Raw genomic sequence first — 18752 nt, forward strand, 5'->3', positions numbered from 1 at the left:
GTTCCATGATTTCCATTTCTATCTTCACCGACTCTCATGCCTCCAGCGACGCGATATAAGCCTTGCCCTTTTCAACGTCGTACTGGCCCTCCCATTTGGCGATGACGAGCGGCGCGAGCGCGTTGCCCACCACGTTCAGCGCAGTGCGTCCCATATCCATGATCCGGTCGACGCCCGCGATGAACGCGAGCCCTTCGAGCGGCAGCCCCGCGCTCGCGAGCGTCGTCAGCAAGATGACGAACATGAAGCCGGGCACGCCTGCAGCCCCTTTGGACGTCACGACCATCGTCAGTACGAGCACGATCTGCTCTTGCAGGCCCAGATGTACGCCATAAAGTTGTGCGACGAACAACGTCCCGATGCCGAGATAAATCGACGCGCCATCGAGATTGAACGTGTAGCCTGTCGGCACCACGAACGTCGTGATGTTCTTAGGCACGCCGAAGTCCTCCATCTTCTTCATCAGTTGCGGCAATACCGTCGCCGAACTGCACGTCGAGAACGCAATGATCAGTTCGTCCTTGATGACGCGGAGCAGCGTGAAGATGTTGAAACCGAAGAGCCGCGCCGTGACGCCGAGCACAAACACCGCGAACAAGATGATGGCGAGGTAGGTCACCGCGACGAGTTTGATGAGCGGCAACAGCGAACCAAAGCCGAAACTCGCGACAGTCACCGCGATCAGCGCACACACGCCGAACGGCGCGTAACGCATGACCATGCCGGTGACCTTGAACATGGCGTCGCTGATGCCTTTGAAGGTCGCGAGCACGGGCTTGCGATATTCAGCAGGCACGGATTGCAGACCGAGTCCGAACAGCACAGAGAAGAAGATCACCGGCAGGAGATCGCCGCGCCCCATCGCCATGACGATGTTGTCGGGAATGATGCTCAGCAACAGCGCCATGAACCCGTGGTGTCCCTGCGTCTGCTGTGACGTCTGCTGATAGCGCGAGATATCGGTGTGGCCGAGCTGGGACAGATCAGTGCCCAAACCCGGATGCAACACGTTGCCGAGCACGAGACCCAGCACGATTGCAATCGTCGTGACGACTTCGAAGTACACGAGTGTCTTCAATCCGATGCGCCCGAGCGAGCGCCCGTCGCCCACGCCCGCGATACCCATCACCATGCTCGTGAAGACGATCGGCACGACGACCATCTTGATCAGGCGGATAAAGATATCGCCGGCCGGTTGCAGAAAGCCGTTGATCGCTGATTCGCGAAACTCCGGGAAACGGTTGAGCACCAGCCCTACCGCGATGCCGACGACTAGTCCGATAACGATTTGCCACGCGAGCCCGACGCGAGGCTTACGTTCCACGCGATCGGGTTGAGGTGTTTCCATGACGGATTCCATGCGATCTCCAGACACGTACTAGTTGATATGGATAAGCGAAGCCTCGGCCGGGACTCATTAAGGGGAAAGTAAGCAGCCAAAATGAACAAAAAAAGCGATTTTTTTCTATGAGAAACTATCGCTTTTAGAGATATGAAGTACTGCCATGCTGACGTTTAAGCAGATGGAAGCTTTGTACTGGATCGTTCAGCTCGGTTCGTTCGAGGCAGCCGCGACGCGACTGAGCACCACTCAATCGGCGATATCCAAGCGCGTTCAGGAACTGGAACGCGCATTCGGCGTCGCCGTGTTCGATCGCGCGAATCGTAGTGCGCGTCTTACAGAGAAAGGCACGGAGTTCTTCGAGTACGCGAGAGAACTGCTCGAACGGAGGGAATACATCGTCGAGCGCATGAGCTCGAAAGAAGCGCTGGTGCGACAGATTCGCATCGGCGTGACGGAACTCACGGCGCTGACGTGGCTGCCGCGTCTCATCGCGGCGATTCAGGCCGAATACCCGAAGGTCAAGGTCCAAGCAGAGGTGGATCTCAACGCGACCTTGCGCGAACGGCTGGCAGCGGCGACTGTAGACGTCATCATCGTGCCGCAGACGCACGAGGTCGAGCCGTACACGTCGACGCTGGTCGGTCAGGTCCAGAATGCCTGGATGTGCGCGGCCCGCCTGGCGCCGGGCAAGCGTGTCATTCCGCTCGCGGAAATCGCGAAGTTTCCGCTGATTTTGCAGGGCGGGTTATCGGGAACGGGTTACGTGTACAGCCGGTTTCTGGAGGAACAAGGCGTGGCCTTGCAGAGAGTGCTGGCAAGCAACAGCCTCATTGCGCAAATCGGGCTCACGCTGTCGGGGCTCGGCGTCAGTTACTTGCCCGAAGCATGCCTTGCGCGCATGCTCAAGCGGCGCACGCTCGTCGTCGTGCCGACGGTGCCCGCGCTGCCCCCTGTCAGATACGTCGCCATGCATCGCGCAGAGCAGTCGCATTCGCTCAGTGCTGCCGTGGCGCGACTTGCAGCCCAATCGTGCGACTTCTGCTCCAATCTGCTTGATCCGGGAAGTTAGGCAAGAGCGAAAGCGGTAGAAGTCGCCGAATCGCAGAACCGAAAGTACGTGGCGTGCGCAGCCCTCGAAGGAGCTTGGTCTAGAGCTGAAAGCCATCGTTCGCCAGTCTTGCGGAGCGAGCGGGTATTACGATGAACTGCTCCTGCTCGCGCTGACTGCCAGTTTCGTCCGGCGCTGGATGCGCAATGACGTGGTGAGGTTGTGGCTGCAGTCGCGATATCCCAGTAACGCGGTCCTCCTCGAGCGGATGGCATTACGATCGGAAAGCGCAAGGCAGGCAAAACGCCCTTTAAGCTTTCCTGACCCCGGTCAGTGCAGGATCACGGCCGGTCCGCAGCCCGTAGGACGGGTTCCGCCATGACCTGCGGTAAAGGGTTCAACACTGGCAAGCGTGCAGTGTGCAGGCAGTGCGGATGGCCGGACATTTCCGTCGTGAAGGGTGCGGTACTCGCACCAGCAGGCGTTATCACATCTACGTCGCACTCCTGCGTCCGTGTGCCGTTTATGCAACACGCGATGCGCTGACGGTTTTCGACAGACAGCCGTTCCAGACTTTAATAGCCTTCGTCGTGGCCGGGCACCCGGCGACAGGAGGGCTTCACCATGCTGCGATGGCTGGCAAACTGGGCTTCACATCACGCGCCACCCCCGAGAAACAGGCGGAACGTGCACTGAATAACCTGCGTATGGAACTGTTCCAGGCCGAGCAGCATGTGCTCGATGCACAGTTACGTGTGGATTACTATCGGGCCCGGCTGACCTTTCTGGAGGAGGTGGCCAGTAAAGCTATCGAGCAGGTCTCCGACGAGCGCAAAGGCCTGCAGGAACCGTCGCCGGCATTAAGGCCAGGCCTGAAACTGACCGCGGCGCAGTAGTGTTCCGGCCCACACCGCTGTCGCCTTGCTCTGGACGCGAAGGGGTCTCTGGATGATCGCATTGGCGGGGGCGTGGCGGCGCGACGGTCAGCACGAGTGACGCCCCCGACGGGGCGTGTGTTCACACGCGCGGTGGCGAAGGACGGTTCACTGTCCTGGTCCAGTAAGTTTCATGCGTATCAAATTTCGACGAGCGCTGCGCAGACTGAGCGGCGAGACCAGACCATCCGGCAACCAGCACCAGGCGGGGCCCATCAACGCGGCGGCCGGTTGTCGCTGCACGGCCCGGCCATGGTCCAATGACGGTGGGTTACAGATCTTAGAGCGTTCCTCGACATGTCACTTCCTGAGAAGCTCGGTAATGAGGCTCGCGCAGAACTGCTCTGCTACCTGGTGATCGGCGAACTTGTCGCAATGGCACGAACAGGTAATTGGTTGCGCACAGATCACCTGGTCGAGTCTTCGCGTATCTGGCTGAAAACGAGCGGCGCTACATGCCATTGGCAGGATCGGATTGCGCTAGCGGCCGCTGCCGCCGAGCTGGCGCCGAGCGTCCCTCAGGTTTTATGTCAACAGGCGCCTCGGCTGGATGAATAACTCCGGCCGAAACTGGCAGACATCGGTTCGGTAGCAGGAACGCTCGATGCGAGCTCCATATCCACGGTCCGACAGGATTGGCCCCTTATTCATAAACGGAGGTGTTATGACGCAAATAACCAGGGATGAACCTGACGATTCCGAAAATAGACAGCAATCAGGCGACGCGGGCCGGGCGGATGAGCTCACCTCGGAGCAGGCCGCGCAGCGAGCACTCGATGAAGGCGACAACAAAAAAATCGACAGGACCCTTGATGAGCTTGACGTTTCAACAACCGAGTCGGGCAAGGATCAAACTTCCAAACCGGATACGGAAGGGTCCAATTCCTCGAGCAAAAATCTTGATGAGCAGAACGAGTGAAGGGATGGCACCCACGGGTGACCGTAGAGGTGTGCTAGTTCCGGTCGCGAGGCGCCATATTGTTTCGACGGTCAAAGGGGTGCTGGCGGATGAGACGGCGAGCGTTCCATCAGCGATCAGCGACTATCGGGGCCGAACCAGAAGGCGCACACTATTGCCTAGAGGTGGCTCGACCGCGCGAGTGGGCTTCCGGCGAAGGGGTCGTTTTTCCAGTCCGCACCGGTCCGCGTTGCCGGCTGGGCGAGCGCTCCGCATGGAAGCTCAAAGTGCCCGATTGATTGTCCCGCGCTAATAGCCTGTCTGAGCCATTGAGGCACCTCGCCTTCACCGCTCCAGGTATCACCACCCGCGCTACGATAGCGACCCATGTCCGATCCCGCAGGCTCGGTCGCCAGGAAGGTAGCGAGGTCATCGGGGCTGATGCCGAAGTCATCCATGCGGTGGCGGAGATACGCAATCATGCTGTCGCGTTTCCGTTCGTCCATAAGGCGTTCCTGTAAAGTATTTTGCTGGCGCTTCTCAGCCATCAGAGGCCGGCGAGGTGCAGGGGTGAAAGGGGCGACATTAAACTGCGCCGCGAAACCATCAGCGCCTACCGTGCGAAAAGACGCTGTCAAGGGTTGCCTGAAGCCAGTTGGCGCGGAAGACAGGGAAGGCACGTGTTATTTGAGACTCGCCGCTTCGCATTTCGGTGAAATATCATCTCCAGCTGCGCCCTGGGTAACGCTTCACAGATGCTGAACAGCAGTCGCGTAGGACTTCGCGGCTTCCTTCAGCTGCCCGGCTGCGGCCTGTACGCGCGTGGGCAGCTCGCTCAGCGCGACCAGGGTATCGGCACGGTCCAGCCGCCTGCGAAGCTCGACCACGAGATCCATGATGCTGGCGTCACCCACCCGCCGGCGATTGCTTTGTCGGGAGCTCACCCCGGAGCAGTCGACGAGGCGATCAACCTTGCGGAAGTACGCTTGAGCAGCTACGTGATGCCTCGCATACAGCGAGGCAACATTTGACTTTGAAAGACAGTCCCTAACGACCTCGGCATTCATGTCGAAATGAACCTGCAGCGCGTCGGCGGCATCTGCCCGGTGAAAACATGCCACTTGATCGAACAGCGTCTCGCCGTCCGTGTCGATGAGATCGATCCAGACCTCACCGTCTTCGAGAATCTGACCGGCGCGAAGAATCGCCCGTTCGTCCTCATTTGCATAAGCGAGCATCCGGTGTCCGTCGACATCATCAACCGGCATCTCGAACACCTCCACCAGTTCCCCGCTCATTGCGACCTGCATAACCAATAACGCCATCTCTGCTCCTTGCAATGGGAATGACGGGAATACCGCTGCGCGGATCAAGCGATCCGACCTGGCGACCGATATGAGTGACATTTCAGGGAGACCAAGCGTGACCCCGACATCTTGGCGGTTTCTTCAGTACGACGTTTCGCGCCAACCTGGTTGATGTGGGCACACGGCCCCGGCGACACCAACACCTGACCGGCAGGCAGCCTTTTTGGGGCCATGAGATCCGGCGGTCGAAGGTCGGCGACAGGGGTACTCGCATCACGACGGGACGGATTTTCGTCTAACCGGGGAGCGCCACGCATGGCCGCTCGTGCGCTGGACGCCATGCCAGCTTAACCGCGACTGTCGACCCAGCCGCGTGCCCATGCTGTAGCGTGCCCCACAGCCTGTGTTTCGCTATCGAAATAGTCGAGCGCATCAAACTTATAGGCGACTGGCGCAGCACTGCGGGCGTCACTTCTTGTGAGCAGCAGATTTGCAGCAAACCAGCCGTCAGGTAACCGGTGAGCGGATGGGGAGATTGAATAACCGTGGTACTGGTGAACAGGTTTGCTATTTTGCATAAGCGATAACCGACCGCACGACATCATGTCGTACAGGCGAAATAAATTAAAAAAATGGGGCGAGACGGGTCGGGTCGGGTCGAAAAGACAAATGATGCGCGCGTCGAAAGGCGGCGATCAGATCGGGAGCGCATGGCATCCCGCGAGGATGCTAGTCAAGCTAACAAGCAAAGGGCCGGTAGACCGGCCCTTGAAATACTTACTGCGGCGAGATATTCGCGGCCTGCATACCCTTGGGACCGCGCTTTGTCTCGTAGCTGACCTTCTGGTTCTCTGCGAGCGTCTTAAAGCCGTCGCCCCGAACTTCCGAGAAGTGAGCGAACAGATCGTCGCCGCCAGCGTCAGGAGTAATGAAGCCAAAGCCTTTGCTATCGTTGAACCACTTGACAGTACCGGTATCCATGAAAATTCCCTGAAACAAAAATAATAGCTCCGGTGCGGAGCGACAAAAACTTCAAGGAAGAAGAGAGGACAGCGAGTACCGCGCAGAAGAGGCGGAAAATGGTGATCAGCAATCGAGCTTCTTGAATATTTCGAGGTTCACGATATAGTGCCGGAGTGGGTCTGTCAATGCTTTTCGCAATGGGGTCCTCTCTCATCAGACGGTCCTTCGACGCAACGTGATGGAGGCTTCTCGTTCGCCGACAAAGTGCGAAGGACTGTTCCTAGCCGATACTGTTGAAAAAGTCGCCGCGTGGTTTTTCAGTGCTCCTGCGCGAAAATCGACCTCTTAGATCAGCCTACAAACGGCTCACGCATGTCGGCCAAGGGTAAGAGGACCCCCACAAACCTCGCGAGAGAGACGACCAATGATTTCATCCATCGCGGCACGCCGCGTCGCGAAGTGCCGACCGTGCAGTCGCGCGACCTTCAGCGACCCCACAGACTTTCGGTCGGCGCATTTCTCGACGCGGAGTTATGACGAGGCGGCGAAGAGCCTAGGCCTCATGCGAGCGGTATATATCCCAGTGATCGGTCATTCAAATGTTAGCCTTCTATGCCGAATTAGAATGGAATTGATCCGCTTGAGGCACCCCCGCGCCTTGACGGCAGCGAGCCGGACTCATCCACGACCTGTCCTGAATGACTGCACCTACCTACCGCTGGCGATTCCTGCCAGACGAATTCAGCGTAAGCCTGGAGGGCCCACTGTCGCGCCCGTCGCATGCTCAACGGCGTATAACGGTGTCGCTTGCCGACAGCCCACAGCAGGTGATGACGTGCTTTGCATCGCCGGGTACGTATCCAACGGAGAACACCACACAGTCGGTCGAAGTTACACTCGGCAAACGCACATTTAACGTCGTCGGGACTGGACCCAACGACGGCTATATCGTTGATCTGTCTCCGATGCTTCGCCGTCTGGCCAGAGCACAACAATACGCGCGTCTGATGGAGGAAGGTATCAACGCGTTGCCTGAGGGCTATGTGCTCTACGACAATCAGGACCGCTTGCTGATCGCCAATCCGCAGTATTCCGCGCTCTACCCCACCATCGCAGATACCGTACGGCCCGGCGTAAGCTTCAGCGAAATCGTGAACACGTCGATCGCACGCGGTCAGATGCAGCTCGACGGCGAGACCGCGACCGACTGGATCCGTCGCCGACTCGACTTCCATCTCAAAGGTGTTGGCTTCTTCGAGCAGCATCTCGACGACGGCCGTTGGCTAAGTGTCAGCGAACGGCGCACCGCGTCCGGCGGCATCACCAGCGTACGCTCGGACATCACGGTGCTCAAGCAGCGCGAGCAGGAGTTGCGCCTTGCTTCGGAAACCGCGCAATCGCGCTCCAACTCGATCACGCGCTTCCTCGCGATTTTTAGTCACGAAGTCCGTAACGGTTTGAACGGCATCGTTGGTCTCGCGCAGATCCTCGCCTTCAACGCGCGTGTCGACGGCGAACACGGCAAATCGAAGTTGCTGCTCGAATCGACGCAGCGGCTCTCGACGGTCCTCTCCGACCTGCTCGAATACCTGAAGAGCGAAGCGACCGATTTCAGCGTCACGCTGAGCGACGTCGATCCCCGCTTCCTGATGGAGGCGATCAGCATGCAATTCGCACCGCGCGCGCTGGAGCGCGGCTCCGCGCTGGTGATCCGGATCGCCCCCGATGTGCCGGCTGTCGTGCGCGGCGATCCGACGCGCATCCAGCAGGTCGTGGCAAACTTGGTGAGCAACGCGATCAAGTACTCGACGCAGGGTATGGTCGCCGTCGCGGTGACGTGCGAGGGCAATCACTTGCACTACGAGGTGACCGACGAAGGCATCGGCATCGCTGCGGACGACGTGCCGGGCCTGTTCGAATTCTTCTCTCGCTCCGCGCCGGACAATCCGCTGAGTACGGGGCTCGGTCTCGCGATCTCGAAGAAGCTGGTCGCGGCGATGGGTGGCGAGATCGGCGTGCAAAGCCGCCTGGGCGTTGGCAGCCGGTTCTGGTTCGACCTGCCGTTGATTGCCGTGCGGACGCCGACACCGAGTGAGATGGCCGTCGTACCGGTCGGCCCATCGCGGCGGCTGTCGGTCGGGGTCATCGACGATGATCTGCTCAATCGCGCGATCGCGGAGGATCTGCTGCGTCAGATGGGACACACGCCGCACGTCTTCATCGATGGCGACGCGCTGCTGCGACACATGGCGGCGCATCCGCTCGACGCCGTACTGCTCGATCTGATGATGCCGAACGAGACGGGCCAGCAGATCGTCGGCCGGATTCGCGCGGCGATTGGCCCGGCCTACGAGCAACTGGCAATTCTGCTGGTCACAGGCAACGTTCTGTCGGACATGCTGGTTCACGTCGGCATGAGCGGCATCGACGCGGTGCTGCCCAAACCGTTGCTTCTAGAGGTACTGGGGGCGGCGCTGCAATCGGCCGTCTCGCGCCGCTTGCAGGGCCGGCGAGGCCGTACGGCACCGGCGGCTGTCACCGAGGCTGAATCCCAACTGGAGCGCTTGCGCCTCACCATCGGCGAGCGCCGTTTCGAACAGAGTTTGCGGGCGGCAGATCGCGTGCTGTCGGACACGCTGGCGGCCATCGAAGCGAACGCATTGGATACGCTGCCCGACCTCGTCCACCGGATCGCCGGCAATGCCGCAGCATTGGGTTTTGCGTCATTGGGCGCTGATGCGAGCGCGTTGGAAAATCAGTTGCGAAAGCCGGCATCGACGGATGTCCAACGCGGATCCCTACTCGACGCCACCGAACGCCAGGCCCGCGACGCGCGGCAGGTGTTGCGCGATCAACTGGCGATGTACCGCCCCGCTCGCCGTAGGCCGAGAAGCCGCTGACGCGCGCTTTCAGCCCCCACGATTCGACGCAGAGATCTCAACCACCGTACTGTCGTCCACCGGCAGCCGATACCCCGTGCCTCGCACGGTCACCAACCGGGCTTCGCTGCCGCGTCCGTCGCTCGCCAGCTTTTTCCGCAGACGGCTCACAAGGATATCGATCGCACGATCCGACTCAGGATCCGACACACCGGTCACCGCATCGATCAGCTGCGCCCGCGAGAACACCCGTCCGCCGCCGCGCAGCAGAACGGCGAGCAGATCGAACTCGGTTCGCGTCAATCCGGCGGACCTGCCCGTGCGCGTCGAATGAATCGTGTGCGCATGCAAATGAATGCGCCATGACCCCAGGACATACTCGCGTGGTGGCTCCGGCGCGCGCACGTGCCGGGCGATCACATTGAGCGCGCGATACCGCAATTCGCGCGGATCGAACGGTTTGGTCAGCACATCCTGCGCGCCCAGCTCGAACGCCGCGAGACGGGCGTCGATGCTGTTGCGCGCGGTCACCACCATCACAGGGATATCGAGCCTGCCGCCCAGCTTGCGCAGCAGACTCAAGCCGTCCTCATCCGGCAAGCCCAGGTCGAGCAACACCAGCGCATAGGCGCGTGTGCGCAAACGACGCATCATCTCGCGCCCGTTCGACACGACTTCCGACTTGAAGCCTTCGGATTTGAGATAACCCGCAGTGATCGTGGCGATCGTCGTGTCGTCCTCGACGATCAGAATGGGCGGTGGCATCGGTGTCTCGTCTGGAAACAACCTGGAAAATATACAGCAACAAAATAGAAATATGTCATAGAGATACTTGGAGTCATCCGAACTGCTGACCTAACCTATCGCGGGCTATCGACATGACAACGAAGACGGATAACAGCTGGTCTCGCCGGCATTTCCTGCAAACGATGGCTGCGGGGACGACTGTCCTCGGGGGTTCGGCCTTCAGCAGTATTGCCCGCGCGCAGGATGCAGGCGAGCTGGTCGTGAGCAACTGGGGGGGCGACTGGAGCAACAACTGCATGAAGGCGCTGGAAACACCGGCGCTCGAAGCGAGCGGCGTGCGCATCCGGCGCGATCTTGCATCGGCCCCGGTGCGCAAGGCGAAACTGCTGGCCGAGCGCGCCCTGCCGCGCGGCACCATCGACGTGGCACATTTCACCGACGCCGACGCCTACGAGCTGCAGATCCAGGGCGCGCTCGAACCGCTCGACTACTCAAAGATCCCGAATGCGGCGCACTTGCTGCCGGGCATGCGCAATCCGTACTTTGTGCCGTGGATGTACAGCGGCGTCGAGCTGATCTACAACCCGGACAAGATGAAGATCCCGCCGACCTCGTTCGCGGATCTGTTGAACCCGGCCTACGCCGGCAAGGTCGGCCTGATCGACCAGATCTACTTCAACTATTTGTACGCTTATGCGCTTCTCGCCGGCGGCTCTATGCAGAACGTGACGCCGGGGCTCGCGAAACTGCTCGAATTGAAGAAGGCCGTGCAGCCGCGCGTCTACCCGTCGCACGAACAGATTGCGGCAGCGATGTCGTCGGGCGACGTGTGGATCTCGGCCAACTACAAGGCACGTGCGGCACAGTGGACCGCCGCCAGACTGCCGATTCGCGGCGCCTACCCGTCCGAGGGCGGCATCGCGATCCAGTTCGGCGTGGTCATCCCGAAGCGGGCGCGCAACAAGGAGCTGGCCTACCGCTACCTGAACGAAATGCTTGCGCCGGCCGCCGCGCGTTCGATCTCGACGCTGACCTACTACGCGCCATCGGTCGACAACGCGGCGCTGCCGACCGACCTGCTGCGAGAAATCGACTTCACCGACGCGCAACGCAAGCAATTGCACTACGTCGACTATGCCTACGCGGCGAAGAACCAGGCGCAATGGCTCGAATGGTGGAACAAGGAGATCAAGGTTTGAACGCGCCCGCGCTCGAGGCCCCGGCTTCGACGGCGCCCGCGATCGAAGTCCTGGCACATCACGGACTGTTACGACCGACGAGCAAGCTGACGGCGGCGCTGCTGGCGCCGGCGCTGCTCACCATCGTGCTACTGCTCGGCATCCCGTTGCTCCTGCTGATGCGCTACAGCCTGAACCGCTTCGTGCCGGGCGAATTCATGGTGCAGGCGGTCACGCTCGAGAATTACCACAAGTTCCTGGGCGATCCGTTCTATCGCGGCATCCTTGGCCGCACCGTGTACGTCGGCGTCGTCAGTACGCTGGCGGCCGTGGTGTTGGGCTTCCTGCCGGCGTATCACATTGCCCGCACGCAATCGCGCCGGGCAAAGAGCGTGCTGATCATCGCCGTCATCCTGCCGCTGCTGATGGGCAACGCCGTTCGCGTGGCTGGCTGGCTTGTGCTGCTCGGCGACCGGGGGCTTGTGAACTCGGCCTTGCAGGCCGTCGGCATGACGACGGCGCCCGTCGAGCTGCTCTACACCGAGAACGCTGTGCTGATCGGTACGATCTCGGTGCTGCTGCCCTATATGATCATCACGCTACACAGCACTATCGAAAGCATCAGTCCCGCGCTCGAAGAGGCGGCGCTCGGACTCGGCGCCGGTCATTGGCGCATGTTCCTGCGCGTGCTGCTGCCGCTGTCGATGCCGGGCGTCGTGGTCGGCGGCGTGCTGTGCTTCATTCTCGCGATGAACGCGTACGCAACGCCGATCCTGATCGGCGGCTCGACTTTCCACATGATGGCGCCCGAGGTCTACACTCAGATCAGCCAGGCGAACAACTGGCCCTTCGGCGCAGCGCTGGCCTTCGTGCTGATGCTAACGACGCTGGTGCTCACGCTCGTGTCGACGTGGTTTCTCTCCCGACGCGGCTCCGCCGTGCATGGAGCCTGATCATGCGCGCCGTTTCCTTGCGTACGTGCGCGTATCACGTCTGTCTCTGGAGCACGCTAGGCTTCGTGGTGCTGCCTCTGGTGATCGTTGTATGGGTAAGTTTCTTCGCCAACAAGATCGTGGGCTTTCCGGCGACCGGCTACACGCTGCACTGGTATGGCCACGCGTGGGCGCAGGACCCGTTTCGCGAGGGCTTCGTGACCAGTGTGCAGGTGGGGCTGTGCGCAACTGTCATCGCACTCCTGATCGGCGTGCCCGCGGCGCTCGCGCTCGCCCGTGCCACCTTCCCGGGCGAGGGCGTCATCAACACGATGCTGCTTTCGCCGATGCTGGTGCCGGGCATCGTGGCCGGCTGCGCGGTCTATGTCTATTACATCCAGATCGAGATCTTTACCGAGTGGCAAGTGGCGGCCACGCTGCCCGGCCTGATCGCTGCCCACACGCTGCTGGCGGTGCCCTGGGTGGTGCGACTCGTCACGGCGTCGCTGCAATCGGTGGGCAGTGGCGTCGAAGAGGCCGCGCTCAATCTCGGCGCCACGCCGTGGACCACGTTCCGCCGCGTGACGCTGCCGCTCGCCCGCCCCGGGCTGGTGGCAGGTGGATTATTCAGCTTCATCGTGTCGTTTACCGATGTCGAAAAATCGCTGTTTCTCGTCGGCCCGGGCCGCACGACGCTGCCGATCGCCATCATCAACTATCTGGAATGGAACCTCGATCCGACCATCACGGCGGTCGCCACGGTGCAGATCGTGATCATCGGCATCGCGCTCGTCGTTTCAAATCGATACGTCAAGCTCAGCCACGTCTTCTGACGCAGATTTCCCCAGGCAATTCGGATCCATCGAACATGGCATACATCGAGTTTTCCGGCGTCGAGAAGCGCTACGGTAATTTCCAGGCGGTGTCGCGCTTCGACCTTACGGTCGAGAAGGGCGAGATGATCGCGGTGCTTGGGCCCAGCGGCTGCGGCAAGACGACCACGCTGCGCATGCTGGCCGGCTTCGTGCCGGCCAGCGCGGGCACGATGCGTGTCGACGGGCGCGACATTACGCGCGAGCCACCGTATCGCCGCAATATGGGCATGGTCTTCCAGGGCTACGCGCTGTTTCCTCATATGACCGTCGCGCGCAACATCGCCTTTGGTCTCGAGATGCGCGGCGTGCCCGCAAGCGAGATCACCGCGCGCGTCATAGAGGCGCTCGATCGCGTGCGTCTGCACGACTTTGCCGAGCGGCTCCCGCGTCAACTCTCCGGCGGCCAACAGCAACGCGTGGCTCTCGCACGGGCGATGGCGATCAACCCCGACGTACTGCTGCTCGACGAACCGCTGTCCGCACTCGACGCACGCCTGCGCCACGAAGTGCGGGCCGAGATCCGCCAGTTGCAACGCGCAACAGGTCTCACCACGCTGATCGTCACGCACGATCAGGACGAAGCGCTCAGTATGGCCGATCGCCTTGTCGTGATGAGCAAGGGCTGCATTGAGCAAATCGGCTCGCCGGCGGATCTGTACGAGCGTCCGTGCAATCGGTTCGTCGCCGACTTCATGGGCCGCTCGAATTTCCTCGGCGGCAAGCTCGATGGCGACGGCCGCTTCCTGACCGATCACGGCGTCGCACTGAATTTCGACGGTGCCATACCGAACGATGCGAGCACGCTGAGCTTCCGCCCGGAGCGCACGCGTCTGGTGGCACCCGATGCGCTCGGCGCATCGGCCACGGACGGCGGCACCAATACCCTCGCGGGCACCATCGTGTCGTTCGCGTATCTGGGACCGGTCATCGAATGCCAGGTGCAGGTCGACGATGGCCCAACAGTGACGGCACTGCTGACGAACACCGTTGACCCGGCCAGGCTCGGCATGCACGAAGGCAGCCGGATCGGCGTGCAGTGGTCGCGTCGCGACTCCACCCTGTTGGCGTGAGCGCCGCGATGCTGATCCTCCATGACTGAGTTCCCGGGTTATTGCACGTTGTGTCGCTCGCGATGCGGATCGGTGAACCATGTCGAAGACGGCAAGCTGATCAAGGTCACGCCGCTCGCGCAGCATCCGACCGGTGGCGCCCTGTGCGCAAAGGGACGCGCTGCGCCGGAGCTGCTCGCGAGCCCGAAACGGCTGACTACACCGATGCGTCGCACGGCGCCGCGTGACGCGGCCGATCCCGGCTGGATCGAAATCTCGTGGGACGAGGCGCTCGAGGAAATCACGCGGCAACTGCTCTCGATTCGCGCAAGCGATGGTGCCGAGGCGGTCGCCTTCGCCGTCACGACACCGAGTGGCACCCCGATGGTCGACAGCTTCGAATGGGTCGAGCGACTGGTGCGCTGTTTCGGCAGTCCCAACATGATCTACGCGATCGAGGTCTGTGGCTGGCACAAGGACTACGCGCAAAAGCTGACGTTCGGACGCGGTATCGGCGTGCCCGACTGGGACCACACCGACGTCATTGTGCTGTGGGGCCACAATCCCGCCCGCACGTGGCTGGCACAAGCGTCGCGTGTGGCACAGGCGAAACAGCGTGGCGCGCGCGTGATCGTCATCGACCCGAAGCAAGATGGCAGCGGCCAGCAGGCCGACCTCTGGCTGCGCATTCGTCCCGGTGCGGACGGCGCACTCGCGATCGGTGCGATCCGACACCTGATCGAAACGCACCGCTACGATGCCGATTTCGTTCGGCGCTGGACGAATGCGCCGTGCCTGGTGGATATCGATACGCGACGTCTGCTGCATGCGAATGAGCTATGGCCGGAGGCTATCGACGGTGCGCTAGTCATCATCGACAGTGACGGGCTACCGCATCCCTACGATACCCGTCGCGCGATGGATGATGCGCAAGCGGTGGACCTGCACGCACGTTCGGCGTTGGATGATCGTCGAGGAGAACAACGTCGATTCGCCACTGTCTTCTCGCTGCTTGCTGACGCTGTCGCCGTCCATACGACAGAGCACGTAGCTGCACTTACATGGATCGATGCGTCATCGATCGAGCAGTTCAACGCGCTGTTCGAAGGTGGGCCAAGGCTCAGCTATCACACGTGGACTGGCGTCGGCCAACATACCAACGCAAGCGCTACCGAGCGCGCCATCGGCACGCTCTATGCGTTGACCGGTGCGTGCGATGCTCAGGGAGGCAACCTTTGGACGGTGCCGCCGTCAACGCGCAGTGTCAACGACTACGACCTGCTGGTACCCGCGCAACAGGCCAAGGCACTGGGCCTGGAGGAGTTGCCGCTCGGCCCGCCGTCGCTGGGATGGATCACCGCGCGCGACTTCGCCGGTGCCGTGCTGCGGCGCACGCCGTATCCCGTGCGTGCGCTGGTGAGCTTCGGCAGCAATCTGCTTGTCTCGCAGGCCGATTCCGCGCGCAACCAGCAGGCGTTGCAAGCGCTTGACTTCCATGTGCACATCGACCCGTTCATGAACCCGACGGCGCAGAGTGCCGACATCGTGTTGCCGTCCACATTACCTTGGGAGCACGAAGCACTGAAGATCGGCTTCGAGATATCGCAGGCGGCCGTCGAGCACGTGCAGTTGCGTCCGCGTATGCTCACGCCGCTCGCATCGGCGCGCACCGACTACGAGATCGCCCTCGACCTCGCGGTTCGCATGGGCATGGGCGACCGATTCTTCGGTGGCGATATCGTCGCAGGCTGGAATTATCAGCTCGAGCCGCTCGGCGTCACCGTCAACACCTTGCGTGCGGCACCGACGGGCATGCGTTTTCCGCAAGCCTTCAGCTATCGAAAATATGCCGCGCCGGTAGCAGACGGTAGCGATGAAGTCGAAGGCTTCGATACGCCGAGCAACCGCGTCGAGCTATATTCAGAGCGGCTGCTTGACTTCGCTCAATCACCACTGGCGACCTTCGTCGAACCGGCACAAAGCCCGTTGCGCTCCGACGCCGACGCGCGCTATCCGTTGGTGCTTACGACGGCGAAGACCGGCTGGTATGTGCACAGTTCGCATCGTCATGTCGCGTCGCTGCGCAAGAAGGCCATCGACCCGACGGTGCAGATCGGTGTTGGCCTTGCCGCAGCGAGAGGCATTGCGGCAGGCGACTGGACTCAGTTGTCGACGCCGTATGGCCACGTAGTGATGCGCGCGAAGATCGACGACAAACTCGACGACCGCACGGCAATCGCCGACTTCGGCTGGTGGCAAGGCGCGACCGCGTTCGGTCGCGAAGACACGCCGCTCGTCGGCGCGAGGTCGGCGAACATCAACGGCGTCTTGAGCGATTGTGACCGAGACCCTGTGAGCGGTTCGGTGCCGCTGCGTGCGACGCTATGCAACGTGCAACGACACGCAACAATGAACCGTGGCCGATGGACAGAGTTGCGCACGTTCCGCATCGTCGCGCGTGAGGTGCTGGCCAGGAACATCGTGCGTTTTGAATTCGCGCCGGTGGATGGCGGCGAGCTGCCCGACTTCCAGCCCGGACAACATCTCACGATCCACAACGCAGGGCTTGGCATTACGCGCGCGTATTCGCTCGTGTGCGGCGGCAAAGCACCTCGTACGCTGTCGATTGCCGTGAAACGCGATGGCCGGATGTCGAGCCATCTGCACGGCCTCGCGCCCGGGGCGCTTGTCGAGCTCGGACCGCCCGGTGGCACGTTTGCAATGCCGACGCGCGGCGACCGGCCGCTGATCCTGCTGGGCAGCGGCATCGGCATCACACCGTTCATCAGTTATCTGGAAGCCATCGATGCCGAAGGGGGCGATGCGTATCCCGACACCACGCTACACTATGTGTGCCGCGACAGCGGCGGTCATGCCTTCGCGGCGCGCATTCGTGAAATCGCATCGAAGCTGCCGCGTGTGCGCGTGGTGACGTATTATCGTGCACCCCGTCCGACGGACACGCCCGGTGTCGACTACGATCGCACCGTCGATCTGACCTTGGAGCTGATCGACGACGACACACTCGCGCGTCGACCGTTGGCGTATCTGTGCGGATCGGAAGGCTTTATCGAGACGGCGACGCGGGGGTTGGTCTGGCAAGGCATCCCGGCATTCGATGTCTTCGCCGAGACGTTCAAGTCGGAGATAACGGTGCCGACGAATCTCGTGCCGCAGCAGGTGACGGTGAGCGGCACAGGCCGAACCTTTGCGTGGCGCCCGGACCTCGGTACGATTCTCGACGCAGCCGATGCTGCCTCAGTCCCGATGCTGAGCGGTTGCCGTGTCGGTCAGTGCGAAAGTTGCTTGGTGCGTGTGGTCCGGGGCACGGTGTTGCACCTGCAGCCCTACGACGGCCCTGCCGACGGCTGTCTGACGTGTCAGGCGGTGCCGCTCGACGAGGTCGAACTGGCGCCTTGAGCGATCGTATGCGTGAAATGCGCTCTCGGCGCAAGTTGCTCCCGGGCGAACCAGAGGTTCACGCGATGTCGAGCGGCACATAGCCTCGTTTTGCAGTTTGCCCATGATCTGCTGCACCTGCGACGCGAGTTCTGCCACCTGTGCGCTTCTGTTCATTGGCCCGTGTCACGTACATATTTTAACTTCGGGGTTAGCAATCGGCGCGAACCGACCGATGCCGTGCGAAAGCGCTTGTTAAATGCGGTGTTCCAACCGTTCAGATGGGGATTATTTATCCGACGGCGATAGTGGCAGCGGACGTAGCCCGAGCACGGAACAGATGTGGTCAATAATTTCCGGCGGGACGTCCGACACGAGTGGCATATATCCTAGGGGCATTGTCACGGTAACCGGATTTGCAGGTAGAGTGGGACGATGAAGAACTCGAAGCCGCTCTATTACCGCCATCGCTTTCCGGGTGTCGTCATCAGTTGCGCAGTGCGCTGGTATTTCAGGTTCCAGCTAAGCCTGCGCGACATCGAGGAGTTACTGTTCGAGCGCGGAGTGACCGTCAGCTATGAGACCATTCGACGCTGGTGCGAGAAATTCGGCGCTGGTTTTGTGCATCGTGTGAAAGCAGCTCGGTGCAAACCCGGCAGGACATGGCGTCTGGACGAGGTGTTCGTGACGCTGCGCGGCGAGCCATACCTGCTGTGGCGGGCAGTCGATCAACACGGCGCCGAACTCGATGTCCTGCTGCAGAAGCGTCGCGACAAGGCTGCAGCCAAGCGTTTTTTCAAGCGCGTGCTGGCCTCGTGTCCCGAAGTGCCGCGAAAGATCGTGACCGACCAGTTGCGCAGCTATTCCGCGGCGAAGGCCGAAATACCCGAGCTCGCCACCGTCAAACACGTCTTCGTCAAGGCCAGTGCCCGGGTGAACAACCGGGGGGAAAATAGTTATCAGCCCACTCGTGAACGCGAGCGGCGCATGCGAGGCTTTCGCGATCCCGATCGCACTCAAACTTTCCTGTCGACCTTCGGCCTGATCCGGCAACACTTCGCGATCAAACGACATCTGCTTCGCGCGTCACTCTATCGAAAGCAGCTCGCCGCGCGCTTTGAGGCATGGCATCGCTATACTGAACTCGCCCAAGATCCGCCCCGTTTTGAGGAAGGGCGAATCCTATCGGCCATCCTG

General features: G+C 61.4%; 15 protein-coding genes and 2 pseudogenes. 10 read left to right on the top strand and 7 right to left on the bottom strand.

Features of this window, described 5'->3' with window-relative positions; genetic code table 11:
- Positions 1-34 precede the first annotated feature (34 nt).
- Entirely contained in the window at positions 35-1360 is a 1326-nt protein-coding gene (gene gltP / locus F759_RS0125435) for a glutamate/aspartate:proton symporter GltP (protein ID WP_027802352.1), read from the bottom strand.
- Positions 1361-1505: 145 nt separating this feature from the next.
- Between gltP and F759_RS0125440 the strand changes: the two genes are divergently transcribed.
- The 3 genes from F759_RS0125440 (at position 1506) to F759_RS43425 (ending at position 4247) form a co-directional block, all read left to right on the top strand.
- Complete coding sequence (locus F759_RS0125440; RefSeq protein ID WP_027802353.1) at positions 1506-2414, top strand: LysR family transcriptional regulator; 909 nt, start codon at positions 1506-1508, stop codon at positions 2412-2414.
- Positions 2415-2827: 413 nt separating this feature from the next.
- Positions 2828-3289 carry a hypothetical protein gene (locus tag F759_RS44320; protein WP_244438908.1) on the top strand — a complete coding sequence of 154 codons (462 nt, stop codon included), beginning with the start codon at positions 2828-2830 and terminating at the stop codon, positions 3287-3289.
- A 703-nt stretch (positions 3290-3992) separates the two neighbouring features.
- A complete protein-coding gene (locus F759_RS43425) occupies positions 3993-4247 on the top strand; it encodes a hypothetical protein (RefSeq protein WP_051377442.1) in 255 nt (84 codons plus the stop codon).
- 158 nt (positions 4248-4405) lie between these two features.
- Here F759_RS43425 and F759_RS0125455 read toward each other — a convergent pair whose 3' ends face one another.
- From F759_RS0125455 to F759_RS45200, 5 genes and pseudogenes are all read right to left on the bottom strand, one after another.
- On the bottom strand, positions 4406-4732 hold the full coding sequence (locus F759_RS0125455; RefSeq protein ID WP_027802355.1) for an H-NS histone family protein: 327 nt from the start codon (positions 4730-4732) through the stop codon (positions 4406-4408).
- A 243-nt stretch (positions 4733-4975) separates the two neighbouring features.
- Positions 4976-5551: a hypothetical protein gene (locus tag F759_RS0125460; protein ID WP_027802356.1), complete on the bottom strand. Its 576-nt coding sequence runs from the start codon at positions 5549-5551 to the stop codon at positions 4976-4978.
- 329 nt (positions 5552-5880) lie between these two features.
- Positions 5881-6111, bottom strand: a complete 231-nt coding sequence (locus tag F759_RS44325; RefSeq protein ID WP_084534342.1) for a hypothetical protein — start codon at positions 6109-6111, stop codon at positions 5881-5883.
- 199 nt (positions 6112-6310) lie between these two features.
- Entirely contained in the window at positions 6311-6514 is a 204-nt protein-coding gene (locus F759_RS0125465) for a cold-shock protein (RefSeq protein ID WP_025527573.1), read from the bottom strand.
- A 405-nt stretch (positions 6515-6919) separates the two neighbouring features.
- Positions 6920-7056 (bottom strand): annotated as a pseudogene (locus F759_RS45200) (IS3 family transposase); the annotation flags it as partial.
- A gap of 138 nt (positions 7057-7194) precedes the next feature.
- Between F759_RS45200 and F759_RS0125470 the strand changes: the two are divergent.
- Positions 7195-9396 (top strand): ATP-binding protein, encoded by a 2202-nt coding sequence (locus F759_RS0125470; RefSeq protein ID WP_084534343.1) that lies wholly within the window; start codon positions 7195-7197, stop codon positions 9394-9396.
- 9 nt (positions 9397-9405) lie between these two features.
- Here the strand turns inward: F759_RS0125470 and F759_RS38510 are convergent, their stop codons facing one another.
- Positions 9406-10140: a response regulator transcription factor gene (locus F759_RS38510; RefSeq protein WP_051377443.1), complete on the bottom strand. Its 735-nt coding sequence runs from the start codon at positions 10138-10140 to the stop codon at positions 9406-9408.
- Positions 10141-10253: 113 nt separating this feature from the next.
- Between F759_RS38510 and F759_RS0125480 the strand changes: the two genes are divergently transcribed.
- The 6 genes and pseudogenes from F759_RS0125480 to F759_RS41250 all read left to right on the top strand — a co-directional run.
- Positions 10254-11321, top strand: coding sequence for an ABC transporter substrate-binding protein (locus tag F759_RS0125480; protein ID WP_036025209.1), 1068 nt, complete (start codon positions 10254-10256; stop codon positions 11319-11321).
- The gene (locus F759_RS0125485) at positions 11318-12253 is read left to right on the top strand and encodes an ABC transporter permease (protein ID WP_244438909.1); all 936 of its coding nucleotides are present in this window, start codon (positions 11318-11320) and stop codon (positions 12251-12253) included. The genes F759_RS0125480 and F759_RS0125485 overlap by 4 nt, the downstream gene beginning before the upstream one ends.
- Before the next feature lie 2 nt (positions 12254-12255).
- Complete coding sequence (locus F759_RS0125490; RefSeq protein ID WP_027802360.1) at positions 12256-13065, top strand: ABC transporter permease; 810 nt, start codon at positions 12256-12258, stop codon at positions 13063-13065.
- Between the two features lie 35 nt (positions 13066-13100).
- A complete protein-coding gene (locus tag F759_RS38515; protein WP_051377444.1) occupies positions 13101-14177 on the top strand; it encodes an ABC transporter ATP-binding protein in 1077 nt (358 codons plus the stop codon).
- 21 nt (positions 14178-14198) lie between these two features.
- Positions 14199-17576 (top strand): molybdopterin-dependent oxidoreductase, encoded by a 3378-nt coding sequence (locus F759_RS0125500; RefSeq protein WP_027802361.1) that lies wholly within the window; start codon positions 14199-14201, stop codon positions 17574-17576.
- A 414-nt stretch (positions 17577-17990) separates the two neighbouring features.
- Positions 17991-18713: pseudogene (locus F759_RS41250) on the top strand (IS6 family transposase); the annotation flags it as partial.
- Positions 18714-18752 lie beyond the last annotated feature (39 nt).

The sequence above is a fragment of the Paraburkholderia dilworthii genome, assembly GCF_000472525.1.
GTDB classification, from domain to species: domain Bacteria; phylum Pseudomonadota; class Gammaproteobacteria; order Burkholderiales; family Burkholderiaceae; genus Paraburkholderia; species Paraburkholderia dilworthii.